This window comes from Bradyrhizobium sediminis (assembly GCF_018736085.1).
GTDB lineage: Bacteria > Pseudomonadota > Alphaproteobacteria > Rhizobiales > Xanthobacteraceae > Bradyrhizobium > Bradyrhizobium sediminis.
This window is the reverse complement of record NZ_CP076134.1, coordinates 177,420-202,906: the sequence shown is the minus strand read 5'-3', so window position 1 is coordinate 202,906 and position 25,487 is coordinate 177,420. Positions and strand designations below refer to the sequence as shown.

The window sequence follows — 25,487 nt, the reverse complement described above, 5'->3', positions numbered from 1 at the left end:
GAGCGTTTTCAAGCGAAGTGGATACCGGTTCGCGTGAAGAAAACGCGTCAAAACAAAAAGATAGAGCCCCGTTCCGATTCAATCGGAACGGAAATGGCTCTAGAACGGCCGCACGATTCCGACCCGCGGGATCAGCGTCACGATCCAGCCGAACAGGATGGTCTTCGGATCATCGCGCGGTATCAGCGGCACTTCCCGTGAAGCAGGCAGGGTCTTCACCGCATGCAGGATCAGGAACATGCAGACCGCCCAGTTCGAAATCCATCTGGAATAATCGAACACGATCGCGAACATCACGAGATAGGCCAGGCTTACCGCGACGATCGCGGCGGTGACGATGCGGCGGTGCCATTGATCCAAAAGCGCGCGGATCAAATCGGCGAAATATCTCCAGAGCGGGGCATGCAGCCAGATCAGCAGCGCAAATACGGGAACGCCCAGCAGATTAGAGGGCATGCGTTCCCAGGTGTCGCGGATTTCCTGAGCAAGCGGCTGATACCAGATGTAACTGAAACTCAGGAGCCTGGTCCGGGTGGGGTCGGCCATCCTGCTCTGCAGGTGGGCGACGAACTCCGCCTCAGGTACCGCCAGCGATCCCCGGAATTGCGCGACAAAGAACAGCAAGCTGACGGCAAGCATCGCGGCAATTCCGATGCCCGCGTTTTGCCGGCTCACCCCTTGCACCAGATAATAGCGTAGCACCACGATCGCTGCGATGGTCGGCACATACATCAGGAGATGGATGTGGTGGATCAGAATGAGGATGACGGAGAAGAGAGCCGCCAGCAGCACATAGGCGATCGAGCGCGCCGGGATCAGCAGAAGGCAAATCGCAAGCGCGCAGCCATAGATGTCGAAATGCCCGAGCGTATGCATGAAATTCTTCAGGAAGAACGGCGATCCCGCCATGAACACGAACAGCGGCATCTGCGCGTCGCCAACGCCGAAGGTTCGCCGGAACAGTCTTGCGAACAGCGCGAGCGTGATCAGCCACACCGCGCCGGAGAGCGCGAACACCAGCCACACCGGCACTTTTTCGACGAACAGCGACACCACGGCGCCGATCAGCGCCCGCTTGGTGAAGCCGAAATGATAATCGACCAACAGATGAATGTAGGGGACGTAAGGCTCGCGCGGCAGCTTGTAGAGAAAGACCCCTGTCAGCACAGCGGCATTGACGGCCAGCATCAGCCGCCAGGGGTTCTCCCGCATCCGCAAGATTAGATTCATCGTCGTCCCGGCCAAGCGAAGCGCGAGCCGGGACCCATAACCACCGGCTTGCGTGCTTGGGAAAGCTTGGGCCGCTGTCAGATTCAGCAACGGCCATTGGTGGGTATGGGTCCCTGCTTTCGCAGGGACGACGATCTTACCTGCAAAACCTACAGAATAAACCGGCTCAAATCCGCGTTCTTGGCGAGGTCGCCGACATGCTTCTGGACGTAATCGGCATCGATCTGGATGGTCTCGCCATTGCGGTCGGGGGCGGCGAAGGAGATCTCGTCGAGCACCCGCTCCATCACGGTCTGCAATCGTCGCGCGCCGATATTCTCGACCGTCGAATTGACCGCAACCGCTACGTCGGCGAGCGCGTCGATGGCCTCCGGGGTGATATCCAGCGTGACGCCTTCGGTCTGCATCAGCGCGACGTACTGCTTGATCAGGGACGCCTCCGGTTCGGTCAGAATGCGGCGCATGTCGTCGCGGGTCAGGGCTTCCAGTTCGACGCGGATCGGCAGGCGGCCCTGCAGTTCCGGCAGCAGGTCCGACGGTTTGGCGATGTGAAACGCGCCTGAGGCGATGAACAGGACATGATCGGTTTTGACCGCGCCGTGCTTGGTCGAGACCGTGGTGCCTTCGATCAGCGGCAGCAGGTCGCGCTGCACGCCTTCGCGCGAGACATCACCGCCGCCGCTGCGGCCTTCGCGCACGCAGATCTTGTCGATCTCGTCGAGAAACACGATGCCGTTGTTCTCGACCGCATGGATCGATTCCTGCACCAGCTGGTCGTTATCCAGCAGCTTGTCGGATTCCTCGTTGACCAGGAGTTCGTGGGAATCCGCGACCGTCAGCCGGCGGGTTTTTGTCCGCCCGCCCATCTTGCCGAAGATATCGCCGATCGAGATCGCGCCCAGCTGCGCGCCGGGCATGCCGGGAATCTCGAACATCGGCATGCCGCCGGAGGATTGCGTCTCGATTTCGATTTCCTTGTCGTTGAGCTCGCCGGCGCGCAATTTCCGGCGAAACGAATCGCGCGTCGCGGCACTGGAGCTGGGCCCGACCAGGGCATCGAGCACACGATCTTCAGCCGCGAGTTGCGCGCGGGCCTGCACGTCCTTGCGCTTGCGCTCCCGGGTCTGCGCGATAGCGACCTCGACCAGGTCGCGGATGATCTGCTCGACGTCGCGGCCGACATAGCCGACCTCGGTGAATTTGGTGGCCTCGACCTTGATGAATGGCGCGCCGGCCAGCTTTGCCAGCCGCCGCGCGATCTCGGTCTTGCCGACGCCGGTCGGCCCGATCATCAGGATATTTTTCGGCAGCACTTCCTCGCGCAAGAGGCCGGTGAGCTGCAGCCGCCGCCAGCGGTTGCGCAGCGCGATGGAGACCGCGCGCTTGGCGTCGGCTTGGCCGACAATGAAGCGGTCGAGTTCGGAAACGATTTCACGGGGGGAAAAGTCGGTCATTGGCCCTAACTAGGTTCAAAATGTGACTGGCACAAGCGGCGTCAGATGATCGGCGGTCCGGACTGCCATTGCCGGATCGCGTCGAAGGGATGGATCAGCATGATGATGTTCAGGGCAAGATTATCGCGAATGTGAAGCACCAATATGAGTTCAAACAAGATGGCGAGCGCGACGGTCGCGGCGACCGGGAGCTTTTTCGCCAGCAGGAAGCCTCCGACCATCGCCAGCGTATCGGAAACCGAATTGACGATGCTGTCGCCGAAACAATCGAACGACGCCGTGCCGGTGGGGCAGCGGTTGATGATCCAGTCGGAATTCTCGACCCGTTCCCAGGCGCCTTCGATCATCATCGTGACGAACAGGAAGCCGTGCAGGACATGCGAGAATGTGTACCAGTCGGCGACGTGCTGCGAATTCTCCGAATTCAGCACCACGCCGTGCCAGAGTTTGACATTGCCGCAGGCGCAAATCGGCAGCCGGCCCATCGCAAACAGAATCGATGCCTGCAGCGCGAGCAAGCTGCCCGCGACCACCATCCAGTGCCACGTCGAAAGACCTGTTAGCTGCGGGGGCGACGTTGCGTTCGACCGTCATGCGTCGCGCACCATCAGAAGGGCGGGGCCATCGGGTGTATCTACCATGCGGTCTCTCTCAAACCCCGCCTTTTCGTAGGCGCGGACGGCGCGAAGATTGGCGGGATCGGGATCGGTCACGACGCGCGGCGCACCGTTTCTGAGCCGGCCATCGACGAAGGCACGAATGAGGGCTGAACCATGGCCGCGCCCGATCATGTCGGGCTCGCCGATGAACTGGTCGATACCACGGGTACCCGGAGGCTGCGGCCCGAAACCTGAATTCCATGCGGTCAGGTCGTAACACTGGAGGTAGCCGAACGGCCTGCCCGCTGCGGCAACGATATACTGATCCATGGCGGGCTCATCGAGGTCGCCGCTGACGAGCCCATACTGTTGTTCCGGATCGCCCCACCACTCCAGAACGTGCGGCAACGCAAGCCAGTTCCGGATCAGGGGAAGGTCGGCTGCATTCATCCGGCGGAAGACGTAATCCGGCGCCATCGATCGGCCGCCCTCACAGGGTCTCGAGGGTCACGTTGCGGTTGGTATAGACGCAGATATCGGCGGCGATATCGAGCGCCCGGCGCACGATGGCCTCGGCATCCTTGTCGGAATCGACCAGGGCGCGGGCAGCAGCAAGCGCATAGTTGCCGCCGGATCCGATCGCCATGACGCCGGCTTCCGGCTCCAGCACGTCGCCGGTGCCGGTTAGAACCAGTGACACATCCTTGTCGGCGACGATCATCATCGCCTCCAGCCGGCGCAGATAGCGGTCGGTGCGCCAGTCCTTGGCGAGTTCGACCGCGGCACGGGTCAATTGCCCCGGATACTGTTCGAGCTTGCCTTCCAGCCGCTCGAACAGCGTAAAGGCGTCGGCCGTGGCGCCGGCAAAGCCGCCGATCACGTCGCCCTTGCCGAGTTTGCGGACCTTCTTGGCGTTGGATTTGATGACGGTCTGGCCGATCGAAACCTGCCCGTCGCCGCCGATTACCACCTTGCCGCCCTTGCGGACCGTCAAAATCGTGGTGCCGTGCCAGACCGGCGACTGGGATTGGGATGCTTGCATGAGTACCTCGCGTTCGCCCAGATTTAGGGGCTGGCGCGCAGGGTTACAATCGGCGTGTTTCATGCCGGATTCCGGTCACCATAGGGCGAAGTTCGGCCTCTTGCGGGGCATCCCGCAGTAGCGAAGGCCGGACCAGCCTGTTAAAAGGGCGCGTTTTCGGGCAAGGGCGGCCAAGGGCCGTCAAGGGAAAGCAGTTTTCATGCGCACAGCGACCATCAAGCGCAAGACCAAAGAGACCGATATCGAGGTGACGGTGAACCTCGACGGGACCGGCGTGGCCAACGTCGCGACCGGGATCGGCTTCTTCGACCATATGCTCGATTTGCTCGCCCGGCATTCGCGCATCGACCTGACCGTGAAGGCGGTCGGCGACCTTCACATCGACGACCATCACACCACCGAGGACGTCGGCATCGCGCTGGGACAGGCGGTGAAGCAGGCGCTTGGCAACATGGCCGGCATCACCCGCTATGCCGGGGTCCACATGCCGATGGACGAGACGCTGTCGCGGGTCGTGATCGACATTTCCGGCAGGCCGGTGCTGGTGTTCAAGGTCGAGTTTCCGCGCGACAAGGTCGGTCAATTCGACACCGAACTGGTGCGCGAATGGTTCAACGCCTTTACCATCAACGCCGGCGTGACTTTGCACGTCGAGACCCTATATGGCGAGAATAGCCATCATATCGCCGAATCCTGCTTCAAGGGTCTGGCGAGGGCATTGCGTGCCGCGGTGGCGATCGATCCGCGCGCCGCGGGCGAAGTGCCGTCCACCAAGGGTCAGCTCGGCGGCTGATTTTGCGTTTTCGGCGGAGAGGTTCGATGCCGGTTTATACCGTTCATGCACCAGTGACGAACCATGCGGGCATCGGCGCGACCGACAGGTTCGCCTTCGTTCGCGACGGCTTTCATTTCTGGGCAGTGGTTCTGGGCGCGGTCTGGCTGGCCTGGCACCGGCTGTGGCTGGCGCTGATCGGCTGGATCGTCGTGATGGTCGCGGTCGATTTCGGATTGGCGGCGCTCGGCGCCGGCCGGACCGCGATCTTTCTCGTCGACGTCCTGCTGGCGCTGCTGATGGGATTGGAAGCGGCAAGTCTGCGGCGCTGGACCCTGTCGCGGCGCAACTGGCGTCAGCTCGACATCGTCGTGGCCGACAACCTGGAGCAGGCCGAACGGCGCTTCTTCGATCGCTGGAGCGCCAAACGGCGCGCGCTCGGCGACGACTTTGTGGCGGTTGATCGCGGTGGGCCGCCGCCGACGCGGAACATCGCTGGCCAGCCGTTCTCGCCGCCGCCGCTGCCGCAAAACGGCATCATCGGGTTATTCCCGGAACCGGGAGGGTCACGGTGAGCGTTGCCATCATCGACTACGGCTCCGGCAACCTGCACTCCGCCGCGAAAGCGTTTGAGCGTGCCGCGCGTGGCATGGATGTGCCGGCAAGGATCGTGGTGACCCGCGATCCCGAGACGGTGTATCGCGCCGATCGCATCGTGCTGCCCGGGGTCGGCGCCTTCGCCGATTGCCGCAGGGGGCTGGATGCACTCGACGGCATGATCGAGGCGATGACGGAAGCGGTGCGCAACAAGGCGCGGCCGTTCTTCGGCATTTGCGTCGGCATGCAGTTGATGGCGACCCGCGGCAAGGAGCACGTCACCACCGACGGATTTAATTGGATCGCGGGCGACGTCGAGAAGATTTCGCCGCGCGAGGAGAATTTGAAGATCCCCCATATGGGCTGGAACACGCTCGACATGGTCAGGGAGCATCCGGTACTGGAACGGCTGCCGCTGGGGCCGAAGGGCCGCCACGCCTATTTCGTGCACTCCTATCACCTCAATGCCACCAATGAGGCCGAGGTGCTGGCGCGCGCCGACTACGGCGGGCCGGTGACGGCGATGGTCGGCAAGGACACCGCGATCGGCACCCAGTTTCACCCCGAGAAGAGCCAGCGCTTCGGACTGGCTCTGATCTCGAACTTTCTGAAGTGGAAGCCGTGATCCTTTTTCCCGCTATCGATCTGAAAAACGGCCAATGCGTGCGCCTGGAGCAGGGCGACATGGCGCGCGCGACCGTGTTCAACCTCGACCCCGCGGCGCAGGCGAAGAGCTTCGCCGCGCAGGGTTTCGAATATCTGCACGTGGTCGATCTCGACGGCGCCTTTGCCGGCAGGCCGATGAACGCGGCTGCGGTCGAGGCGATGCTGAAGGCGGTCACCATGCCGGTTCAGCTCGGCGGCGGTATCCGCGATCTGAAAACGGTCGAAGCCTGGCTCGCCAAGGGCGTGGCGCGGGTGATCATCGGCACCGCGGCGGTGCGCGATCCCGAATTGGTGAAGGGCGCGGCGAAGAAGTTCCCCGGCCGCGTCGCAGTGGGTCTCGACGCCCGCGACGGCAAGGTCGCGGTCGAAGGCTGGGCCGAGACCTCGCAGGTCACCGCGCTCGAGATCGCGCAGCGCTTCGAGGATGCCGGCGTCGCCGCGATCATCTTTACCGATATTGCCCGCGACGGCCTGTTGAAGGGCCTCAATCTGGACGCAACCATCGAGCTTGCCGAACACATCTCGATCCCCGTCATTGCCTCCGGCGGGTTTGCATCGATCGACGACGTCAAGGCACTGCTACAGCCCCGCGCCAGGAAACTGGCTGGAGCGATCGCGGGGCGCGCGCTCTACGACGGCCGTCTCGATCCCGCAGCCGCACTGGCGCTGATCCGCAGCGCGCGCGCTGCGGCCTAGGAGAAATCAATGTTCAAGGTGCGCGTGATTCCCTGTCTCGACGTCAAGGACGGGCGCGTGGTCAAAGGCGTCAACTTCGTCGATCTGCGCGACGCCGGCGATCCCGTCGAAGCGGCGATCGCCTATGACGCCGCCGGTGCCGATGAGCTTTGCTTTCTCGACATTACGGCGACGCATGAAAATCGCGGCATCATGCTCGACGTGGTCCGGCGCACCGCGGAAGCCTGCTTCATGCCGCTTACGGTGGGCGGCGGCGTGCGCACCGTCGACGACATCAAGACGCTGCTGCGATCCGGCGCCGACAAGGTGTCGATCAACAGCGCCGCGGTCAGCCGTCGCGAATTCGTCAAGGAAGCCGCCGAAAAATTCGGCGAGCAATGCATCGTGGTGGCGATCGACGCCAAGCGTGTCAAACGCGGCGGCGGCGGTGAGCGCTGGGAAATCTTCACCCATGGCGGGCGCAATTCGACCGGGATCGATGCCATCGAATACGCCCAGGAAGTGGTCTCGCTCGGCGCCGGCGAAATCCTGCTGACCTCGATGGACCGCGACGGCACCAGGCAGGGTTTTGATCTTCCGCTGACCCAGGCCGTGGCCGACAGCATTCGGGTGCCGGTGATTGCCTCCGGCGGTGTAGGCAATCTCGATCACCTGGTCGACGGCATCCGACAGGGTCACGCCACCGCGGTGCTGGCGGCGTCGATATTTCACTTCGGGGAATTTACCATACGCCAGGCCAAGGACCACATGGTTCGCGCCGGGCTGCCGATGCGGCTCGATCCCTGACGACTCTTTGCGACAGAAGTGTTACATCCCACGGGGTGATGGGCGCCCCGATCCTGGCGGGCGCAGTTGTTGAGTGCTGGTTGATGTCGCGTTTCACGATCCACGACCTTGTCGCCACCATCGATGCCCGCGCCGCGTCGGGCGGAGAGGCGTCCTATACCCGCAAGCTCCTGGACAAGGGTTCCGAGCATTGCGCCAAGAAACTTGGCGAGGAGGCGGTGGAAACCGTGATCGCCGCGGTCGAGAATGATCGCGACCATCTCATCGCCGAAAGCGCGGACCTCTTGTTCCATCTGCTGGTGCTTCTGAAGTCGCGCGGCGTGAAGCTCGATGAGGTCGAAGCCGCGCTGTCACAGCGCACAGGCATGTCCGGACTGGAAGAGAAGGCCGCGCGCAAGCGCGACTCATAGGGGCTGGAGGCGGCGTCGTGGATATTCGGGCACCGGAACAGCAGTACAATCCCTACCGGATATTCTCCCGGGAACAATGGGCCCGGCTGCGCGACGACACGCCGATGACGCTGGAGCCGGGCGAATTCGAGCGGCTGCGTTCGATGCATGACCGCCTCGATATGAAGGAGGTCGAGGAAATCTTTCTGCCGCTGTCCCGGCTGTTGTCGATCTATGTCGACGCCACGCACCGGCTCTATCAGGCGCAACGCCAGTTCCTCGGCATCCGGGATCGCAAGGTGCCCTATATCATCGGCGTCGCCGGTTCGGTGGCGGTGGGCAAATCGACCACCGCGCGCGTGCTGCAGGCGCTGCTGGCGCGATGGTCGCCGCGGCCGAAGGTCGATCTGGTCACCACAGACGGTTTTCTGTTTCCCAATGCCGTGCTCGAGCGGCAGGGCCTGATGCAGAAGAAGGGTTTTCCCGAGAGCTACGATCTGCCGACGCTGCTTTCGTTCCTCAGCGATATCAAGGCCGGACGGCGGCTGGTGCGGGCGCCGGTCTATTCGCATTTGACCTATGACATCATTCCGAACGAATGGATCGAGGTCGACCGGCCGGACATCCTGATTGTCGAGGGCGTCAATGTCCTGCAGACCGGCCGGCTGCCGCGCGACGGCAAGGCCGTTCCGGTGGTCTCGGACTTCTTCGACTTCTCCGTTTATATCGATGCCGACGAAGCCGTGCTGCGCGAATGGTACATCCGGCGGTTCCTGGCGCTTCGCGACACCGCGTTCCACGATCCGCGATCGTATTTCCATCGCTATGCGCCGCTGTCCGACGAGGAAGCCACCGCAACCGCGCTGGCGATCTGGGAGCGGACCAACCTCGCCAATCTCGAGGAAAACATCCTGCCGACCCGGCCGCGGGCGACGCTGATCCTCAAGAAGGGCGCCGACCACGTGGTCGAGACCGTGGCGCTACGGCGGCTTTAGGCCGCGTGCCGCGTCGCGTCGACCCCAAAATGCTCGATGTAGCGGGCGCTGATCGCCGACACCGGCATCACGATCAGCACGTCGGTGGTGCCGAACTGATGGTCGATCACGGCGCCGTCGCCGATAAAGGCCCCTAGCCGCAGATATCCCTTGATCAAGGGCGGCAGCTCGTGAAGTGCGGCCTTCGGATTGATGGCTTCCTTCGCCATCCGGTTCATCTCGACCCGGCGGGAGGGATGCGCGCTAGCGCGCCAGGCTTCCGGCGCCCGGGCGTAGTGATGCAAAAACGACAGCGGCAGCGCCAGCCGGTCGGGATCGGTGCCCTCGAAAGAGGCGCAACCGATCATCACATCCAGCCGGTGCCGGCGGACATAGGTCCAGATGCCGTGCCACAGCAACTCGACGGTGCGCTTGTTGCGGTAGCGCGGCAGCACGCAGGATCGCCCCAATTCGAGAAAGCGCAAACCAGCGTGGCGGTCGATCAGGCTGGCAATGTCGAATTCGCTCTCGGTGTAGAACCCGCCATTCCTCTCCGCTACCTCCTGCCGCAGCAGGCGATAGGTGCCGACCACCGGCTGCTTGCCGCTCATCGACGGTTTGGCGGCGTGATCGATCACCATCAGATGATCGCAGATCCTGTCGAACGCATCTTTGTCGCGGCGGGCCAGCAGGGTGGCGGCGTCGGCGATCGCGCTGCCGTCCTTGTAGAACACGCGATAGCGCAACTTCTGCGCGCGCTTCACTTCGCGTTTGCCCTCGGCCAGCCGCACCTCGAGCGCGCCGAGCCGTCCGAGCGTGGCCGGCGGCGGCTTGAACCAGGTCATCGCCGCCTGCGCGGCGGTCCCGACGTGCTCCGGCCGCAGCATCTGGATCAGGCGCTGCGTCGATCGCGCCAACTCGCCGTTCTGCATGGCTTCCCTCGTGGCCGCGTTCACCCGAATCGAATCGGCGCGGTCTTCGAGGGTGAGAGATCACGGGCCCTCAACAGTCATGTGACACCGCGATTGCCGCGGCGTGACAGCGTCCCCCTTCACGCCGCGAGATGCCGCGAGGCGGCCAGCCCCGCCAGCGCATCGGCGAGCTTTTCGCGGTCGAGCGGCTTGATCAGAAAACCGTCCATGCCGGCTTCGAAACAGGCGTAGCGGTCCTCGACCAACGTATTCGCGGTCAGCGCCAGGATCGGCGTCGGGCGGCCGGGCTGGCCGGCTTCGCGCTCACGGATCCGCTTGGTGGTCTCGATGCCGTCGAGCTGCGGCATCTGGATGTCCATCAGCACCAGATCATAGGGCGCGCCGGCGGACCTGGCGGCGAGCCAGGATTCCAGCGCCTCCTCGCCATTGGTGGTGATGACGGCGTGATGGCCGAGCCGCGTCAGCAGCGAGCGCATCAGGAGCGCGTTGATCTCGTTGTCCTCGGCCACCAGGATGGAGAGGCCATGCGCCGGCGCGAGCGCAAACGTCTCGCTTGTTTCAGGCGCATCGATCAGCGCATCGCCTGCAAGATCGGGCGCGGATACTTCCGGCGTCGTGGTCAGGCGGGCCGCGAGCGAGGCCGCGCGCAGCGGCTTGATCAGATAGCCGGTGAAGGAGGAGGATGTTGAAGCCAGCAGTTCCTGCCGGGTCGCCGGCGTGAACAGCACGATGCGCTGCGTCGCATGGCTGCGCGCGGCCTCGCCGAGTGCGGCGACTTCCCTGGCGCCCAGCGCATGATCGAGCAGCACGGCGTGCCAGGTCCGCTCCGGCAGCAGGGCCTGCGCCACCGCAATATCCGAGACCATGCAGGTCTGGCCGCCCCAGCGCTGCAGCCGCCGCGCGATCAGCGAAGCCTCGATGCTCTGCGGCGTCACCAGCATGATCGCAAGACCGGTCAGGTCGGGCGCGACGAAGGCCTTTTGCGCACCGCTGTCGCTGTCGGACGCGGCGAGCGGGATCGATACTTCGAAGGTGGAACCGGCGCCGAGCCGGCTCTCCAGCGTGATGCGTCCGCCCATGCGCTTGACGATGCGCTCGGAGATGCTCAGGCCGAGGCCGGTGCCGCCATAGCTGCGCCCGATGCGGTCGTCGGCCTGTTCGAACTCGCGGAAGATCCGCTCCCGCGCTTCCGGCGCGATGCCGATGCCAGTGTCGCGCACCAGAAAGGAGATTTCATTGGGCCGGATGCCGGGCTCGACGATCAGCGCCACGCCGCCGGTCGAGGTGAACTTGATGGCGTTGCCGGCGAGATTGAGCAGCACCTGGCGCAGCCGCGCGGCGTCGCCGACCACCTCCGCCGGCAGCCGCTCGTCGACATAGGCCGCGATCTCGAGCTTGCGCGCCTGCGCGCGGGGCGCCAGCAGTTCGGTGATGTCCTCGATCATAGCGGAAAGCGCGAACGGGCGGTGTTCGAGATCGATCTTGCCGGCCTCGATCTTGGAATAGTCCAGCAGTTCCTCGATCAGCGACAGCAGCGCGTCGCCCGAGCTCTTCACCGCCCTGGCATAGGTCATCTGCTCCGGTGTCAGCGGCGTATCGAGCAGCAAGCCGCTCATGCCGATGATGCCGTTCAGCGGCGTGCGGATTTCGTGGGAGGCCATCGCCAGGAAACGGGACTTGGCGCGGTTGGCGGCGTCGGCGTGATCGCGGGCCTCGCCGAGCGCGCGTTCGGTCTCGGTGCGGTCGGTGACGTCGCGGCCGACGCTCTGCATTTCCGCCGGATGTCCGGCATCGATGCGAACCAGGCCTTCGCGCCAGGCGATCCAGCGCGGCCCGAGCGCGGTTGCGATCCTCTGGTCGTAGATTCGCGTGCCGTTGGTCTCGATCGCGGTGTCGCCCTGCTCCAGCACGGTGGGCTTGAAGCGGCTGCCGATCAGTTTTTCGCGCGGCAGTTCCGCCAATTCGCAATAGGCGTCGTTGACGAAGGTGATGCGGCCGTCGCCGTCGCGCAGCACGATCAGGTCGCCCTGCGCTTCGAACAGGCTGCGGGCGCGCTGCTCGGCCTCTTTCAGTTCCCAATTGCGGTCGGCCAGCGCTTCGTTGTGCAGCGCCATTTTCTTGTGCTTCTGGCGCATCCAGCGCAACCGGAAGCTCAGGGTCGCGAGCGCGACGCAGGCGAGCGCGAACAGGAAACTGGCGCCGATCGCATAGGCGTGCGGGTCGTAGCCGGAACCTTCGGACCGGCTGCCGGCGATGAAGCCATAGGCCCCGCCGAACGCGGCGGAGAAGATCATGGAGGAGCGGACGGTGAAGGTGAGCCAGGGATGGCGCCGGGCGAAGCGGCGTATGCGTATCTTGATCCGGAAAATCCGCCGCTTCATGCCGATGACCTTGTGCCTGTCTTGCCGCGCCTGTCGCGGCGCCGACGATGCCGCGGCGACCTTGCAAAGTGCTTGAGGCCGGAGGGCTTGACGCCATCAGGTAAAAACGTGGTTGACGAAAGGTTAAGGCATAGGGGTGGATGCCGGTTCGCGTAAAGAAAACGCGTCAAACAAAGGCTCAGAACGCCGCGGCGAGCCGCTGCGGCGCGCCGCGGGCACCGACGATGAGGGCGGCGGCATCGCGCGCCGAAAAGCGCGTCGAGCGCACAAAAATGCGGTAATCGGCCGGGCCGTTCTGCGAGAGATAGATCACCGGCTCCGACGCCGAAGGACTTGCGGAGATTGCCACGAAACGGGTCGCCGGATTGACCGTGCAGGCGCTGGCCTCGGAGCTGTCGACGTCGTCGAGCACGGCAAAATCCGCCGCCTCGGCATTGTCTGTCAGCTGGACCCGCACGGTTGCGTGCGCCGGATCGCGGGTGAAGGAGACGTGAGACTGCGCCTGCCAGGGCAGCGAGGTGATCTGGACCGAACCTTCGCCGATCGCGACGCAAGGCCGCGCGCCGGGCAGGAAATCGCCGCGCGCGAACACGGCGGCAACCAACAGTGGAACAACCGAGGCCAGGACCTTGAAACGCAACATGACACGCACTCGCCCGCCGATAAGCCGGTGCAACGCCGCGGCTTATGGTTGGCAGAGTGTAAACGGGACTGGTTACCGGCTGGTTGACGGAGGAGGCGGTGTACTCAAACGGATTCGTCGCCCCGGCCTTTGTGCCGGGGCCCATAACCACTGATGTCAGTGGCAAAAAAGATTGGGGCTCCAGCCTGGCATAACATCGACTTCGGTGGCTGATGGGGTGGACGGCCCCCTACGGCATCAGTTGTGCCAGAATGAGGTTGTTGCAAATCTCAGACAAAGGAGCCGTCCGTGGAACAGATTATCCGAATTGGCATGGATACGTCGAAGCATATTTTCCAGCTGCATGGGGTTGATGCGACCGAACGGCCGGTGTTGCGCAGGCGGCTCGGCCGGGCGCAAATGGTGGCATTTTTTACCAAGCAGCCGCCGACCGTGATCGGGATCGAGGCCTGCGGTGCGGCGCATTATTGGGCGCGCGAGCTTGGCAAGCTCGGCCACGAGGTGAAGCTGATCGCGCCGCAACACGTGAAGCCTTACGTCAGGCGGAACAAGAACGACGGGCGAGATGCCGAGGGGCTGTGTGAAGCGATGGGCCGACCGACGATGCGGTTTGTGCCAGTGAAGACGGCCGAGCAGCAGGCAGCTTTGATGCTGGCAGGTCTCCGCGAGCAGATGGTCGCCCGTCGCACCCAGCTCAGCAATATGATCCGGGGCTATGCGGCAGAGTTCGGCCTTGCGGTGGCCAAGGGCCTCGACAAGATCGAACCGCTTTTAGCTGGCATCGCGCAAGATGACAGCGTGCCGGCGCTGGCGCGCGAGTCGTTTGCGGTCCAGGGCCGCGAGTACGCGCAGTTGCAGGGAGAGTTGAAGGCAATCGAAGCCAGGCTGAGGGCCTGGCACCGCGGCAATGCCGATAGCCGGCGCTTGGCGAAGATTCCAGGAGTCGGGCCGATCGGCGCCACGGCGCTGGTGATGAAGACGCCTGATCCGCGTGCCTTCTCCTCGGGCCGGCATTTTGCGGCCTGGCTCGGACTGACCCCGAAAGACCACTCCACTGCCGGCAAAACCCGGCTCGGCAAGATCACCCGTGCCGGCGATGAGAGGTTGCGCAGCGTGCTGGTGGCAGGAGCGACCGCCGTGATTCAGCAGGCGAAGTACGGCCGTGGCCATCCATCGCCCTGGCTGATCGCTTTGCTCAAGCGCAAGCCGCCAAAACTCGCGGCGGTGGCGCTCGCCAACAAGATTGCCCGCATCGCCTGGAAACTGATGGTTACGGGGGATAATTACGACGGCGCGCGGATGTCTGAGGCATCGGCGTCAGCCGCCTAAGAGATCAGCCGGTAAGTTCGTCTTATCGGCTGAGCCGGAGCTGCAAGAGGAGCAGATGGTAGGATCGATCGATCCGAGGTGCGAGACAATCCGTGGGACCCATTGGCCCAAGACAGGTCGTGTGGTTGTTTGGAACTCGCGTCGCGGAAGCCATCTTGGCCAGCGGTCCAAGCGACCGCACCAACAGGCCGGACATATGGATGCAAGCGATCCGATCAGACCTCAAAAAACTCTTGTGGCACGGGGGCCGTCCACATATGGGTCCCGGCTCAAGGCCGGGACGACGAAGATCGTTCCCGCGGCGCGATGCGTTCGGGCTGTGCAAAGAGTTTCGCCCAAGTGAGGGCGTGGGAAATGCCGGGCGCCCGCGCACCCGCGTGTGCAAAGAAAAGAACACGCGTTAGCAACCACGAGTACGCCGAAACACCCGGCATTCCCGCACGCAATGGTTTTAACGGCTTACTTCGCGCTCTTGTCGGGTAGTCGGAAGCGCCGATTTGCCTTCTCTCGTCACGCCGCGTTGCGTACGTCCTCGGCCAGCGCGCGATAGGACAAGGCTTCGGCCAGATGCAGCCGGCCGATTTTGTCTGACCCGTCGAGGTCGGCCAGCGTGCGGGCGACGCGCAGCACGCGGTGATAGCCGCGCGCCGACAGCCGCATGGTCTCCGAGGCATCGCGCAGCAGTTTCATTCCCTGCGCATCCGGCTGCGCGATCTCTTCCAGCACCGAGGCCGGCGCTTCCGCATTGGTGCGGACCTGCGGCAATCCGGCGGCGGCGTAACGCGCGAGCTGGATGTCGCGCGCCGCGGCGACGCGCGCGGCGACTTCCGCGGAGCCTTCCGCCGGCGGCGGCAGGATCAGGTCGGCGGCGGTGACCGCGGGGACTTCGATTCGCAGGTCGATGCGATCCATCAGCGGGCCGGAAATGCGCGCCTGATAATCGGAGGTGCAGCGGTCGATGCGGCCGCGCTTGCAGGAATAGCCGGGCTCATAGGCATGGCCGCAGCGGCACGGGTTCATGGCGGCGACCAGCATGAAGCGCGCCGGGTAGGTGACGCGATGATTGGCGCGGGACACCGAGACTTCGCCGTTCTCCAGCGGCTGGCGCAGCGAGTCCAGCACGCGGGCGTCGAACTCCGGCAATTCGTCGAGGAACAGCACGCCCTGATGCGCCAGCGAGATCTCGCCGGGTTTGGCGCGCATGCCGCCGCCGGTCAGCGCCGCCATGCTGGCGGAATGATGCGGGCTGCGGAACGGCCGCCGCGCGGTCAGCGCGCCGTCGCGGATTTCGCCGGCGACGGAAGCGATCATGGAGACTTCGAGCAGCTCGGACGGCGACAGCGGCGGCAGGATCGAGGGCAGCCGTGCGGCGAGCATCGATTTGCCAGCGCCGGGCGCGCCGATCATCAGCAAATGATGTCCGCCGGCCGCCGCGATCTCGAGCGCGCGCTTGGCGCTCTCCTGGCCCTTGATGTCGCGCAGGTCGAGCAGGTTCGCCTCCGGCGCGTGCACCTTCGGCTGCGGCCGCGACAACACCTGCGTGCCCCTGAAATGGTTGGCGATCTGGATCAGCGAATTCGCCGCCACGATCTGGATGTCCGGGCTCGCCCAGGCCGCTTCGGCGCCGCAGGCCGCCGGGCAGATCAGGCCTTCGTCGCGCCCATTGGCGCCGATCGCCGCGGGCAACACGCCCGCCACCGGCGCGATCGATCCGTCGAGGCCGAGTTCGCCAAGCACGGTGAAGCCTGAAAGCGCGTCCGGCGGAATCGCGCCGATGGCGGCCATCAGCCCGAGCGCGATCGGCAGGTCGTAATGGCTGCCTTCCTTCGGCAGGTCGGCGGGCGCGAGATTGACGGTGATGCGGCGCGCCGGCAGCGCCAGCCCCGAAGCGATCAGCGCCGAGCGCACCCGCTCGCGCGCCTCGGAGACCGCCTTGTCGGGCAGGCCGACGATGGCGAATGCAGGCAGCCCCGGCGCGACCTGCACCTGCACGTCGACGCTGCGGGCCTCGATGCCCTCAAAGGCTACGGTAGAAACCCGCTGGACCATGCCGCCCCACTTTTCCGCAATCGAGGGTAGCGGAAAGGTGGCGGTTCGGCAAGAACATTAAGGGAACATCAAGGGCGCCGCCCGCCAGATGCAGCCATTGCACAAGACGGTCATGCGACGGATGCGACCCGGAAGACCGTCTTCGCCTAATACCCCGGCACCCGCCGGATCTCGCAGTCATACCGGCGGTCCGGACCGGCATCCGCAAAATACTGCTTGAAGAACTGCCCCATCGACGGCGCCGCCATCAGGCGGTCGAAGGTCGCCGCCGGCAATTCGCAATACTGGTGGTAGGTGCCCCTGACGCTGACAATCATGGTGGCCTGCGCCTTGTCGTAACAGGCGCGCTGGATCAGGGTGCTGCGCGGGGTGTCGCGGCATTCGAAGGTTGCGAGATCGACGGCGCCGCGATCCCTGACCTCGACCGCCTCGGAGCCGGGCTCCGTGGTCAACAACAGCGCGATGAGGGTGGTGGCTGCCTTGATCATGCCGCGCGCCTGATCTTCCTTCGCTTTGCCATGCGGGGGTAGATCATTGGCTCACCCGCACGGCCGCATCCAGATATCATTATCTCCTAAATCGGGGGAGTCGGCTTGCTATCATTCCTGAAGCGTTTGGCTAACGCCTGCTTTCCCAGCCGCGGCGACGGCAGCGCCGCCCATGCGCAACTCATTGCCGAAATACAGGACCAGTTTCGAGAGGCTCTCGCGGAGGAGACCGCGCTCGCCCGCGCCCACCAGTCGGATTCCTATTACACCTCCGCGCGCGGCCACAATGTCGGCCATGACGAAATGGTGGCGGTGGTCTACGCCGAAAAGATCGTTCTGGCGCCGAGCGCGGCCGAGTCAGGCGATCCCGTGAGTTACGCCAATCGCCTGCTCGGGGATCTCGAGGCGATCAAGGCGGATTATCGAATCGTGGAGGACGATCCGGATGGTTACGGCATCGGCACCCTGCACAGCATTTCAAGGAAGCTCGAGGCGTTCGCGCGGGGGCGGTAGGACGTTTCGGCGCGGTGGCTGAAAAGGAAGGCAACAAGACAAAGTCTATCGAGACCGTCATTGCTTCGTCGCTTCGCTCCTTGCAATGACGGCAAAGAGAGTCGACGACGGCTGCCTTCCGTCAAAGCGAAGCGAATCGGCCAAGCGTACCCAGACAGGAGCTACTTTGCGGCAGCCAGCAGCCGTTCAATTATTTTGCCTTCAATAGCGGCGCGCGTGATGATCCCATCAAACCGGCTCAGCCGGTCGGTTATCATTGCGATCGCGAAGTTGTCAGCAATCATTTTCTTGTAGACCGACTCGATATCTTCGGAGCCGGGCACCGTGTTGTGGCTGGCCTCGTCTGATCTGGCACGTATTACCGGGTTCTGGAGAATGACGCCGAGTTCGGAACCGGCTACTTGCCGGAAAGCAGCTTCACTGTCGATATGGGCATCGCCGTATCCCACTAACACGATCCGAAGTAACTCCAGGAATTGATCGCGGGGAAAAAAGCCAACCGGCCTTCGGTCGTTGTCAACGACGACGAGTGCTGAAAATCTGCCGCATACAATGGAGTTTCGTATCGCTGTGGCGATGTGCAGAACAGCTTGCTTGTCCAGTTGATCCGGCTTCTCCTTGTTTCTTGCCGAGCTGTCGGTCAACACATAATAAGGTCGGCAAAAGCCCCAAATTGCTTCATTAAGGAAATCGCCCGTGGTGGCTTGCTCACTGGTCGTCGCGAGTTTCAACGCTATTGCCGCGTCGATCGTGGTTTTGGCGCTGAAGTCTCTGAGGTCTCTGAATTTTGCTTTCAAACCCAAGCCTTCAAATTCAGAAATCGCCCCGGATAGAAACAGAAACGCAATCAGCGGCGCCAGGATGACGGTCGTCTTGGAGGCTTCTCCAAGACCGAGTCTGGCGTATTTGGAAAGCCATACCAGTGCGAATCCCGTCAGGATCAGCGCTGCCACCGTGACAAACTCGATCATCGCGACCTCGCAACCTTAGATCGAAAGCCAAGTGAAGGCTTACCAACAATCGGTACGCGTGGCTACGGGACACATCTGCAAAATGGTTCCTTGGCTCCTCGAATTCCTCGAATCTAGCCGCCCCGCTTGTTCTCGATCACGTCCCAGATCTTCGCCGCGACATCGGGCCCGTTGAGCCGGGCGATGGCGCGGATGCCGGTGGGGGAGGTGACGTTGATCTCGGTGAGGAAGCCGTCGATGACGTCGATGCCGACGAACAGCAGGCCGCGCTCGCGCAAGCGTGGGCCGAGGGTGGCGCAGATCTCGCGCTCGCGCTCCGAAAGCTCGGTGGCCTTTGCGGCGCCGCCGCGCACCATGTTGGAGCGCAGGTCGTCCGGCGCCGGCACCCGGTTGACGGCGCCGGCGAATTCGCCGTCGACCAGGATGATGCGCTTGTCGCCGTGTTTCACCTCGGGGAGGAAGCGCTGGATCACCCAGGGCTCCTTGAAGGTGACGGAGAACATGTCGAACAATGAGCCGAAATTCATGTCCTGCGGCATGACACGAAATACCGCGGCACCGCCATGGCCGTGCAGCGGCTTCATCACGACCGCGCCGTGCTGGTCGCGGAACGCGTTGATCTCCTCGAGGTCGCGCGAGATCAGCGTCGGCGGCATCAGCTGCGGGAAATCCATCACGAAGACTTTTTCCGGCGCGTTGCGCACGCTGGCGGGATTGTTCACCACCAGCGTCTTCGGGTGAATCCGTTCGAGAAAATGCGTCGAGGTGATGTAGGCGAGATCGAATGGCGGGTCCTGCCGCAGCAGGATGACGTCGAAGGCGGCGAGCGGCTCGCGCCGGGGCTCGCCGAGGGTAAAATGATTGCCGGCCTCGTCGCGCACGGTGAGCGCCTGCACCGGCGCCACCAGTTCCTCGCCACGCAGCGACAGCTTGTCGGGCGTGTAATAGGCGAGGGCGTGGCCGCGCTTCTGCGCCTCCAACAACAGCGCAAAAGTCGAATCGCCGCGGATGTTGATGCGCGCGATGGGGTCCATCTGGACGGCGACGTTCAATTTCATGTTGATGTCCGCAAGTTGTGGGGAGGCAGGTTGTCGGGAAGGAGAGGTCAGGTGCTGGCGTCGAATGCCGCCAACAGATGGCGCGGCAGGCGCCTCGGCGCAATCAGCATGGCGTCGAAACGCAGTTCGAATTCCGCATGCTCGGGATGCGCCATCAGCCAGGCTGAAGCGGCGGCGATGATGCGTTGCTGCTGGCGCGGCGTCACCGCATAGGCGGCCTCATCGAGGCTGGCGCGGGCCTTGACCTCGACGAACGCCACCAGACTGCGCTTGCGCGCCACGATATCGATCTCGCCATGGGGCGTGCGAAAGCGCTTTGCCAGGATGCGATAGCCCTTGGCCATCAGGAACGCGGCGGCACGGCTTTCGGCGGACAGCCCGGTCTGAAACGCCGCGACCCGCTCGGGCGAGGCGATTTTCAAAGGCTTGCCGGGGGGCGTGGCGCCGTCAGGCTTCGCCATCGTCGCCCCCGCCGCCAAGCGAACCGGTTCCCTTGTTGGATTCCTTGGCGAGTTCGAGCGCGCGGGCATAGATTTCGCGGCGCGGCCGGCCGGACAGTTCGACCGCATGCGCCACCGCATCCTTGACGCTGCCGGTCGCAAGTGAAGTGCGCAGGAGATCGTCGAGCCGGTCCTCGGTCATGACCAGCGCGCTCGCCTGGGGCGGGCCGATCACCAGCACGAATTCGCCGCGCGTCTCCAGCGTGTCGGCGGCTGCCGCGAGTTCGGCGATCGGCGCGCGGCGGATGTCCTCGTGCAGTTTCGTCATCTCGCGGCAGATCGCGGCATCGCGGCCGGCCATGATGTCGGCGAGATCGGCCAGCGTCTCCTGCACCCGGTTGCCGGATTCGAACATCACCAGCGTGGCGTCGATCCGCGACAGCTCCGCAAGCCGCGTGCGGCGCGCGTTCTGTTTCGACGGCAGGAAGCCTTCGAAGAAGAACCGGTCGGTCGGCAGCGCCGACACGCACAGCGCCGCCAGTACCGAGGACGGCCCCGGCAGCGCGATCACCTTGTAACCTGCGGCGCAGACCTCGCGCACCAGCTTGAAGCCGGGGTCTGATATCAGCGGCGTGCCGGCATCCGAGACCAGCGCGATCGAGGTTCCCTGCGCCAGCTTCTGCAGGATCTTCGGCCGCGCCAGCGCGGCGTTGTGCTCGTGATAGGGTTTCAGCAGCGCCGTGATGCCGTAGCGCTCGGTCAGCCGGCGGGTCATGCGGGTGTCTTCGCAGGCGATGATGTCGACGCCGGCCAGAGTCTCCAGCGCGCGCAGGGTAATGTCGCCGAGGTTGCCGATCGGGGTCGCCACCAGATACAGCCCGGGAGCCGGCTTCGGCGCGTTCAGGACATGGCCGCCTATCGAAAAAGTGCGCGGCAAAGGTTCCGGCAGGCCGTCAGGCGTATTTATGGAGGCGGGTTTTGGGCGCATAATGTCAATCTAGAGCATGATCCGGAAAAGGGGGGAACCGGTTTTCCCTGGGACAGACGCGCGCAGCGTTTGCCGGGAGATCATGCGCAAGCAAATAGATGAGATACCGATCCGGTTGAATTCAATCGGATCAGTATCCGAGGATACAGCGCTTACGCCACAATCCCGCATGCTGCGGCAGCCGGAGGGCATGCCGCGCAGGACATGAGGGGGCAGGGAACTGCAACCGGCGGCCGGGCCGTATGGCCATAAACCTTTTGTTTTGGTTAACTATTCGTCGACAATATGCCTAAATCCACCCCCCTGATCGCCGGGAGGTGACGCGCCGGCCGGGATCGGCCGGTCAAGAGAAGAGATAGGATGACAGGGCCGCTTAAACCCGGATCATGGCCTTCCAAGTTCTGGCCTTCCAAGTCTCCGCCCTCGGGAGCCACCCGGCGGACGGCGCTCGGCCTGATTCTGGGCACACCCCTGCTCGGCGCCTGCGCCGGCATGCAGCAGGGTCTCGGCTCGTTTTCCAATCCGTTCAGTTCGGATGCCGGCCCCGCCGGACCGCCGCAGCAGCCCGCCGTCGCCGGCACCGGGCAGGTCAAGGTCGGCCTGGTGCTGCCGCTGTCGGCGTCGGGCAATGCCGGCATCGCGGCGCAGTCGATGAAGAACGCCGCCGAGATGGCGCTGGCGGAATTCCAGAATCCAAACATCCAGCTTTTGATCAAGGACGACGCCGGCAGTCCGCAAGGCGCGAGTCAAGGCGCGCAGCAGGCGCTCGACGAAGGCGCCGAGATCATTCTCGGTCCGCTGTTTGCAACCTCGGTGCCGTCGACGGCGCAGCTGACGCGCACCCGCGGCGTCTCGGTGATCGCGTTCTCGACCGATTCCAGCGTGGCCGGGCGCGGGGTCTATCTGCTGAGCTTCCTCCCCGAATCCGACGTCAACCGCATCATCGAATACGCGGCCAGCACCGGAAAGCGATCCTTCGCGGCGCTGCTGCCCGACAACGCCTATGGCAATGTGGTGGAGGCCGCGTTCAAGCAGGCGGTCGGCCGCCGGAACGGGCGCATCGTCGCGTTCGAGAAATACGGCGCCGACCGCGCCACGCCGGCACGCACGGTGGCACAGGCGCTCGGTGGGGCCGACGCGCTGTTCATCGCCGACGACGGCGATTCCGTGGTGGCGACCGCCGACGCGCTGACCGCTGCGGGTGCGAATTTGCGCAACATCCAGCTGCTCGGCACCGGCCTGTGGGACAATCCGCGGGTGTTCGCGAGCCCGGCCCTGCAGGGCGGCCTCTATGCCGCGCCCGATCCGTCCGGCTTCCGCAGTTTCTCGGGCCGCTACCGCGCCAAATACGGCGCCGAGCCCGTGCGCACCGCGACGCTGGCCTATGACGCGGTGGCGCTGGTCGCGGCATTGGCGCGAACGCAGGGCGGGGCGCGGTTCTCGCCGGAGGTTTTGACCAATCCCTCCGGCTTTGCCGGCATCGACGGGCTGTTTCGGTTCCGCGCCGACGGCACCAATGAGCGCGGCCTCGCGGTCATGAAGGTGGGATCCGGCGGCAGCACGCCGGTCGCCGGTTCGCCGAAGAGTTTTGGCGCGTAATCGCTACGCAAGTTTTTGTCGTCCCTGCGAACGCACTAGGGCATGCACACATCTCAAAAACCGAATCTAAAACAGGGACTTAGATGACCCCCTGTTTTGGACCGATCTCGGGCTGGGTTGCGCGGGGATCATTGAAAAGACTCGCACTTTTCTCGGATGCGGCTAGCCGACCAAAAGATGTGTGCATGCAATAGTGCGAACGCAGGGACCCATAATCACCGGCGTCGATTGTTGCAGAAGGTCTCTGCCTCCGTGCCATAACGCGGGTGCACGGCGTATGGGTCCCCGCGTTCGCGGGGACGACATCCAGAGAAATCTAGGCCGCGAGATCCGCCACCACGGCATCGAGCACCGGGAATCCGGCCTGCGTCACCCGCAGCCGGCCGCCGGCGTCGACGGTGATGGCGCCTTCCTCGCGCAGGATCGCGATGCGGCCGGGATCGAGCGTGCGGCCGGACAATGCCGCGTAGCGCTCGGGATCGATGCCTTCGGCCAGCCGCAGGCCCATCAGCAAAAATTCGTCGGCGCGCTCCTCGCTGTTGAGGAGATCGTCGACGACAACGCCATGGCCTGACGCCTCGACCCGCATCAGCCAGGCCTCGGGGCGCTTCTCGGTGGCGATGGCGTGTCTCGTGCCCTCGATATCGAGGCGGCCATGCGCGCCCGGGCCGATGCCGGCATATTCCTCGCCGCGCCAGTAGACGAGGTTGTGTTTGCACTCCGCGCCCGGCCGGGCGTGATTGGAAATCTCGTAGGCCGGCAAGCCGTGCGCCGCGCAGACATCCTGCGTGACGTCGTAGAGCGCGCGCGCCACCGCCTCGTCCGGCGTCTTCAGTTTGCCCGCGGCGTGCAGGCCGAAGAACGGCGTGCCCTCTTCGATGGTGAGTTGATAGAGCGACAGATGCTCGGCGGCTTCCGCAATCGCGAGCTTCAGTTCATCGGTCCACATCTGCGGCGTCTGGTCGGGGCGGGCGTAGATCAGGTCGAACGAGTAACGATCGAACGCGCGGCGTGCGATGGCGACGGCGTCGAGCGCCTCGCGCGCGGTATGCAGCCGGCCCAGCGCCTTCAGCGAGGCGTCGTCCAGCGCCTGCACGCCGAGCGAAACCCGGTTGACGCCGGCTGAGCGATAGCCGCGAAACCGCGTCGCCTCGACGCTGGTGGGATTGGCCTCCAGCGTGACTTCCACATCGGCTGCGACGTGCCAGTGTTTTGCGATCGAATCCAGGATCGCGCCGACGGTCTTGGGCTGCATCAGCGACGGCGTGCCGCCGCCGAGGAAGATCGACGACACCACGCGGCCCGGCGCCCGTTCCGCAGTGGTTTCGATCTCGCGCGCAAAGGCGCGGGCAAAGCGTTCCTCGTCGATCGGTGTATGCCGGACATGGCTGTTGAAATCGCAATACGGGCATTTCGACAGGCAGAACGGCCAGTGCACATAGACGCCGAAGGCGTCTTTTTTTACCTCTCCCGCTTGCGGGGGAGGGCTGGGGAGGGGGCTCCTAGTCAAGGCAGATCTCCGCCAGTTTGACGAAGGCGCGGGCCCGGTGCGACAGGCCGAGCCCGAGCGGCGGCAGGCCGTGCTTCTCGATGCTGGTCATCTCGCCGAAGGTGCGGCTGTGCCCGTCGGGCAGGAACGCCGGATCGTAGCCGAAGCCGGCGCTGCCGCGCGGCGGCCACACCAGGGTGCCGTCGGCGCGCGCCTCGACCTCTTCGACGTGATCGTCGGGCCAGGCGACGCACAGCGCGGAAACGAAATGCGCCTTGCGCTTGTCCGGCGTCGTGGCGCCGCGCTCCTGCAGCAGGCGCTCGATCCGCGTCATGGCGGCGTTGAAGTCCTTGCCTTCGCCGGCCCAGCGCGCCGACAGGATTCCGGGCGCGCCGTCCAGCGCGTCGACCACCAGGCCGGAATCGTCGGCGAAGGCCGGCAGTTGTGCGGCCTTGGCCGCCGCCATCGCCTTGATCCTCGCGTTGGTGCGAAAGCTGTCGCCGGTCTCGTCGGGCTCGTCGAGGCCGAGCTCGCCGGCGGATATCGCCTCGACGCCGTGCGGCGCCAGCAATTCGCGCATCTCGGCGAGCTTGCCGGGATTGTGGGTCGCGATCACGAGCTTGCCGGTGATTCGACGATGCATAATCTCAGTCTACGCCAAGGCGCGCGCGATCTCGAATCACGCCACGGCCATTTTCTGCAGGTCCACCAGCCGCGCCACGCCCTTGCGCGCCAGCGCCATCAGCGCCAGGAACTCGTCCTGCGAGAACGGGGTCTTTTCCGCGGTGCCCTGCACCTCGATGATGCGGCCGTCGCCGGTCATGACGAAATTGGCGTCGGTTTCGGCTTCCGAATCCTCGGCGTAATCGAGGTCGAGCACCGGGGTGCCGCCAAAGATGCCGCAGGAGATCGCCGCGACGTTGTCGCGCAGCACGTTGCCCTTGATCATGTTGCGGTTCTTCATCCAGCCGATGCAGTCGGCCAGCGCCACCCATGCGCCGGTGATCGAGGCGGTGCGGGTGCCGCCATCGGCCTGGATCACGTCGCAGTCGACGGTGATCTGGCGCTCGCCGAGCGCCTCGAGGTCGACGGTGGCGCGCAAGCTGCGGCCGATCAGGCGCTGGATCTCGACGGTGCGGCCGTTCTGCTTGCCGGCGGAAGCCTCGCGGCGGGTGCGTTCCAGCGTCGCCCGCGGCAGCATGCCGTATTCGGCGGTGACCCAGCCCCGGCCCTGGCCCTTCAGCCACGGCGGCAGCCGCTCTTCCAGGGTGGCCGTCACCAGCACATGGGTGTCGCCAAATTTGACCATGCAGGAACCCTCGGCGTATTTGACCACGCCCCGTTCCAGCGACACGGCGCGCAGTTCATCGGGCGCACGGCGGCTTGGCCGCATGAGAAATCC

27 protein-coding genes are annotated in these 25,487 nt (G+C 64.6%); 10 read left to right on the top strand and 17 right to left on the bottom strand.

Features of this window, described 5'->3' with window-relative positions; translation table 11 throughout:
• Positions 1-99 precede the first annotated feature (99 nt).
• The 5 genes from KMZ29_RS01000 to hslV form a co-directional block, all read right to left on the bottom strand.
• Positions 100-1,230 carry a hypothetical protein gene (locus tag KMZ29_RS01000; RefSeq protein ID WP_215622089.1) on the bottom strand — a complete coding sequence of 377 codons (1,131 nt, stop codon included), beginning with the start codon at positions 1,228-1,230 and terminating at the stop codon, positions 100-102.
• 149 nt (positions 1,231-1,379) lie between these two features.
• A complete protein-coding gene (gene hslU / locus KMZ29_RS00995; protein WP_215622088.1) occupies positions 1,380-2,684 on the bottom strand; it encodes an ATP-dependent protease ATPase subunit HslU in 1,305 nt (434 codons plus the stop codon).
• A gap of 41 nt (positions 2,685-2,725) precedes the next feature.
• Positions 2,726-3,220: a DUF2585 family protein gene (locus KMZ29_RS00990; RefSeq protein WP_215622087.1), complete on the bottom strand. Its 495-nt coding sequence runs from the start codon at positions 3,218-3,220 to the stop codon at positions 2,726-2,728.
• A gap of 54 nt (positions 3,221-3,274) precedes the next feature.
• A complete protein-coding gene (locus tag KMZ29_RS00985; protein WP_215622086.1) occupies positions 3,275-3,760 on the bottom strand; it encodes a GNAT family N-acetyltransferase in 486 nt (161 codons plus the stop codon).
• A gap of 13 nt (positions 3,761-3,773) precedes the next feature.
• Positions 3,774-4,325 carry an ATP-dependent protease subunit HslV gene (hslV, locus tag KMZ29_RS00980; RefSeq protein ID WP_215622085.1) on the bottom strand — a complete coding sequence of 184 codons (552 nt, stop codon included), beginning with the start codon at positions 4,323-4,325 and terminating at the stop codon, positions 3,774-3,776.
• Between the two features lie 199 nt (positions 4,326-4,524).
• Between hslV and hisB the strand changes: the two genes are divergently transcribed.
• The 7 genes from hisB (at position 4,525) to coaA (ending at position 9,226) form a co-directional block, all read left to right on the top strand.
• Complete coding sequence (gene hisB, locus KMZ29_RS00975) at positions 4,525-5,118, top strand: imidazoleglycerol-phosphate dehydratase HisB (RefSeq protein ID WP_215622084.1); 594 nt, start codon at positions 4,525-4,527, stop codon at positions 5,116-5,118.
• A 26-nt stretch (positions 5,119-5,144) separates the two neighbouring features.
• Entirely contained in the window at positions 5,145-5,672 is a 528-nt protein-coding gene (locus KMZ29_RS00970) for a DUF2628 domain-containing protein (RefSeq protein WP_215622083.1), read from the top strand.
• Positions 5,669-6,319, top strand: a complete 651-nt coding sequence (hisH, locus tag KMZ29_RS00965) for an imidazole glycerol phosphate synthase subunit HisH (protein ID WP_215604299.1) — start codon at positions 5,669-5,671, stop codon at positions 6,317-6,319. The genes KMZ29_RS00970 and hisH overlap by 4 nt, the downstream gene beginning before the upstream one ends.
• On the top strand, positions 6,316-7,056 hold the full coding sequence (gene hisA / locus KMZ29_RS00960; protein ID WP_215622082.1) for a 1-(5-phosphoribosyl)-5-[(5-phosphoribosylamino)methylideneamino]imidazole-4-carboxamide isomerase: 741 nt from the start codon (positions 6,316-6,318) through the stop codon (positions 7,054-7,056). Before hisH ends, hisA begins: the two co-directional genes overlap by 4 nt.
• Positions 7,057-7,065: 9 nt before the next feature.
• On the top strand, positions 7,066-7,842 hold the full coding sequence (hisF, locus tag KMZ29_RS00955) for an imidazole glycerol phosphate synthase subunit HisF (RefSeq protein WP_215622081.1): 777 nt from the start codon (positions 7,066-7,068) through the stop codon (positions 7,840-7,842).
• Between the two features lie 83 nt (positions 7,843-7,925).
• Positions 7,926-8,252, top strand: a complete 327-nt coding sequence (locus KMZ29_RS00950; RefSeq protein WP_215622080.1) for a phosphoribosyl-ATP diphosphatase — start codon at positions 7,926-7,928, stop codon at positions 8,250-8,252.
• Between the two features lie 17 nt (positions 8,253-8,269).
• Positions 8,270-9,226 (top strand): type I pantothenate kinase, encoded by a 957-nt coding sequence (gene coaA / locus KMZ29_RS00945; protein ID WP_215622079.1) that lies wholly within the window; start codon positions 8,270-8,272, stop codon positions 9,224-9,226.
• Here coaA and olsB read toward each other — a convergent pair.
• The 3 genes from olsB to KMZ29_RS00930 all read right to left on the bottom strand — a co-directional run bounded on the left by olsB (position 9,223) and on the right by KMZ29_RS00930 (position 13,161).
• On the bottom strand, positions 9,223-10,137 hold the full coding sequence (olsB, locus tag KMZ29_RS00940; RefSeq protein ID WP_215622078.1) for a l-ornithine N(alpha)-acyltransferase: 915 nt from the start codon (positions 10,135-10,137) through the stop codon (positions 9,223-9,225). The genes coaA and olsB overlap by 4 nt on opposite strands.
• A gap of 119 nt (positions 10,138-10,256) precedes the next feature.
• Positions 10,257-12,518 (bottom strand): PAS domain-containing hybrid sensor histidine kinase/response regulator, encoded by a 2,262-nt coding sequence (locus tag KMZ29_RS00935; protein ID WP_215622077.1) that lies wholly within the window; start codon positions 12,516-12,518, stop codon positions 10,257-10,259.
• Positions 12,519-12,696: 178 nt separating this feature from the next.
• A complete protein-coding gene (locus KMZ29_RS00930; protein WP_215624087.1) occupies positions 12,697-13,161 on the bottom strand; it encodes a hypothetical protein in 465 nt (154 codons plus the stop codon).
• Between the two features lie 288 nt (positions 13,162-13,449).
• Here KMZ29_RS00930 and KMZ29_RS00925 point away from each other — a divergent pair, with 288 nt between their 5' ends.
• A complete protein-coding gene (locus KMZ29_RS00925) occupies positions 13,450-14,490 on the top strand; it encodes an IS110 family RNA-guided transposase (RefSeq protein WP_215621526.1) in 1,041 nt (346 codons plus the stop codon).
• Positions 14,491-15,000: 510 nt separating this feature from the next.
• Here the strand turns inward: KMZ29_RS00925 and KMZ29_RS00920 are convergent.
• Together KMZ29_RS00920 and KMZ29_RS00915 are read right to left on the bottom strand one after the other, a co-directional pair.
• Entirely contained in the window at positions 15,001-16,539 is a 1,539-nt protein-coding gene (locus KMZ29_RS00920; protein ID WP_215622076.1) for a YifB family Mg chelatase-like AAA ATPase, read from the bottom strand.
• A 146-nt stretch (positions 16,540-16,685) separates the two neighbouring features.
• Positions 16,686-17,027: a KTSC domain-containing protein gene (locus tag KMZ29_RS00915; protein ID WP_215622075.1), complete on the bottom strand. Its 342-nt coding sequence runs from the start codon at positions 17,025-17,027 to the stop codon at positions 16,686-16,688.
• Between the two features lie 105 nt (positions 17,028-17,132).
• On the opposite strand from KMZ29_RS00915, the gene KMZ29_RS00910 reads away from it, so the two are divergent.
• Entirely contained in the window at positions 17,133-17,540 is a 408-nt protein-coding gene (locus KMZ29_RS00910) for a hypothetical protein (RefSeq protein ID WP_215622074.1), read from the top strand.
• Positions 17,541-17,701: 161 nt separating this feature from the next.
• Here KMZ29_RS00910 and KMZ29_RS00905 read toward each other — a convergent pair whose 3' ends face one another.
• From KMZ29_RS00905 to rsmI, 4 genes are all read right to left on the bottom strand, one after another.
• The gene (locus tag KMZ29_RS00905) at positions 17,702-18,511 is read right to left on the bottom strand and encodes a CBS domain-containing protein (protein WP_215622073.1); all 810 of its coding nucleotides are present in this window, start codon (positions 18,509-18,511) and stop codon (positions 17,702-17,704) included.
• A gap of 113 nt (positions 18,512-18,624) precedes the next feature.
• Positions 18,625-19,569, bottom strand: coding sequence for a glutathione synthase (gene gshB / locus KMZ29_RS00900; protein ID WP_215622072.1), 945 nt, complete (start codon positions 19,567-19,569; stop codon positions 18,625-18,627).
• A 47-nt stretch (positions 19,570-19,616) separates the two neighbouring features.
• A complete protein-coding gene (locus KMZ29_RS00895; RefSeq protein ID WP_215614058.1) occupies positions 19,617-20,030 on the bottom strand; it encodes a YraN family protein in 414 nt (137 codons plus the stop codon).
• Positions 20,017-20,997, bottom strand: coding sequence for a 16S rRNA (cytidine(1402)-2'-O)-methyltransferase (gene rsmI, locus KMZ29_RS00890; protein ID WP_215622071.1), 981 nt, complete (start codon positions 20,995-20,997; stop codon positions 20,017-20,019). Before rsmI ends, KMZ29_RS00895 begins: the two co-directional genes overlap by 14 nt.
• Before the next feature lie 360 nt (positions 20,998-21,357).
• Here rsmI and KMZ29_RS00885 point away from each other — a divergent pair, with 360 nt between their 5' ends.
• Positions 21,358-22,596, top strand: a complete 1,239-nt coding sequence (locus KMZ29_RS00885) for a penicillin-binding protein activator (RefSeq protein WP_215622070.1) — start codon at positions 21,358-21,360, stop codon at positions 22,594-22,596.
• 316 nt (positions 22,597-22,912) lie between these two features.
• On the opposite strand, the gene hemW is transcribed toward KMZ29_RS00885, so the two are convergent.
• The 3 genes from hemW to rph are packed head-to-tail and all read right to left on the bottom strand — an operon-like array spanning position 22,913 to position 25,478.
• The gene (gene hemW / locus KMZ29_RS00880; protein WP_215622069.1) at positions 22,913-24,106 is read right to left on the bottom strand and encodes a radical SAM family heme chaperone HemW; all 1,194 of its coding nucleotides are present in this window, start codon (positions 24,104-24,106) and stop codon (positions 22,913-22,915) included.
• Positions 24,099-24,728: an RdgB/HAM1 family non-canonical purine NTP pyrophosphatase gene (gene rdgB, locus KMZ29_RS00875; protein WP_215622068.1), complete on the bottom strand. Its 630-nt coding sequence runs from the start codon at positions 24,726-24,728 to the stop codon at positions 24,099-24,101. The genes hemW and rdgB overlap by 8 nt, the downstream gene beginning before the upstream one ends.
• A 36-nt stretch (positions 24,729-24,764) precedes the next feature.
• Positions 24,765-25,478 carry a ribonuclease PH gene (gene rph / locus KMZ29_RS00870; RefSeq protein WP_215622067.1) on the bottom strand — a complete coding sequence of 238 codons (714 nt, stop codon included), beginning with the start codon at positions 25,476-25,478 and terminating at the stop codon, positions 24,765-24,767.
• Between the last annotated feature and the right edge of the window lie 9 nt (positions 25,479-25,487).

Coding starts and splice junctions, on each gene's coding strand:
- KMZ29_RS01000 (WP_215622089.1), bottom strand. CDS start 1,230: ATGAATCTAATCTTGCGGATGCGGGAGAACCCCTGGCGGCTGATGCTG.
- hslU (WP_215622088.1), bottom strand. CDS start 2,684: ATGACCGACTTTTCCCCCCGTGAAATCGTTTCCGAACTCGACCGCTTC.
- KMZ29_RS00990 (WP_215622087.1), bottom strand. CDS start 3,220: ATGGTGGTCGCGGGCAGCTTGCTCGCGCTGCAGGCATCGATTCTGTTT.
- KMZ29_RS00985 (WP_215622086.1), bottom strand. CDS start 3,760: ATGGCGCCGGATTACGTCTTCCGCCGGATGAATGCAGCCGACCTTCCC.
- hslV (WP_215622085.1), bottom strand. CDS start 4,325: ATGCAAGCATCCCAATCCCAGTCGCCGGTCTGGCACGGCACCACGATT.
- hisB (WP_215622084.1), top strand. CDS start 4,525: ATGCGCACAGCGACCATCAAGCGCAAGACCAAAGAGACCGATATCGAG.
- KMZ29_RS00970 (WP_215622083.1), top strand. CDS start 5,145: ATGCCGGTTTATACCGTTCATGCACCAGTGACGAACCATGCGGGCATC.
- hisF (WP_215622081.1), top strand. CDS start 7,066: ATGTTCAAGGTGCGCGTGATTCCCTGTCTCGACGTCAAGGACGGGCGC.
- KMZ29_RS00950 (WP_215622080.1), top strand. CDS start 7,926: ATGTCGCGTTTCACGATCCACGACCTTGTCGCCACCATCGATGCCCGC.
- olsB (WP_215622078.1), bottom strand. CDS start 10,137: ATGCAGAACGGCGAGTTGGCGCGATCGACGCAGCGCCTGATCCAGATG.
- KMZ29_RS00935 (WP_215622077.1), bottom strand. CDS start 12,518: ATGAAGCGGCGGATTTTCCGGATCAAGATACGCATACGCCGCTTCGCC.
- KMZ29_RS00930 (WP_215624087.1), bottom strand. CDS start 13,161: ATGTTGCGTTTCAAGGTCCTGGCCTCGGTTGTTCCACTGTTGGTTGCC.
- KMZ29_RS00920 (WP_215622076.1), bottom strand. CDS start 16,539: ATGGTCCAGCGGGTTTCTACCGTAGCCTTTGAGGGCATCGAGGCCCGC.
- KMZ29_RS00915 (WP_215622075.1), bottom strand. CDS start 17,027: ATGATCAAGGCAGCCACCACCCTCATCGCGCTGTTGTTGACCACGGAG.
- KMZ29_RS00905 (WP_215622073.1), bottom strand. CDS start 18,511: ATGATCGAGTTTGTCACGGTGGCAGCGCTGATCCTGACGGGATTCGCA.
- gshB (WP_215622072.1), bottom strand. CDS start 19,569: ATGAAATTGAACGTCGCCGTCCAGATGGACCCCATCGCGCGCATCAAC.
- KMZ29_RS00895 (WP_215614058.1), bottom strand. CDS start 20,030: ATGGCGAAGCCTGACGGCGCCACGCCCCCCGGCAAGCCTTTGAAAATC.
- rsmI (WP_215622071.1), bottom strand. CDS start 20,997: ATGCGCCCAAAACCCGCCTCCATAAATACGCCTGACGGCCTGCCGGAA.
- KMZ29_RS00885 (WP_215622070.1), top strand. CDS start 21,358: ATGACAGGGCCGCTTAAACCCGGATCATGGCCTTCCAAGTTCTGGCCT.
- rdgB (WP_215622068.1), bottom strand. CDS start 24,728: ATGCATCGTCGAATCACCGGCAAGCTCGTGATCGCGACCCACAATCCC.
- rph (WP_215622067.1), bottom strand. CDS start 25,478: ATGCGGCCAAGCCGCCGTGCGCCCGATGAACTGCGCGCCGTGTCGCTG.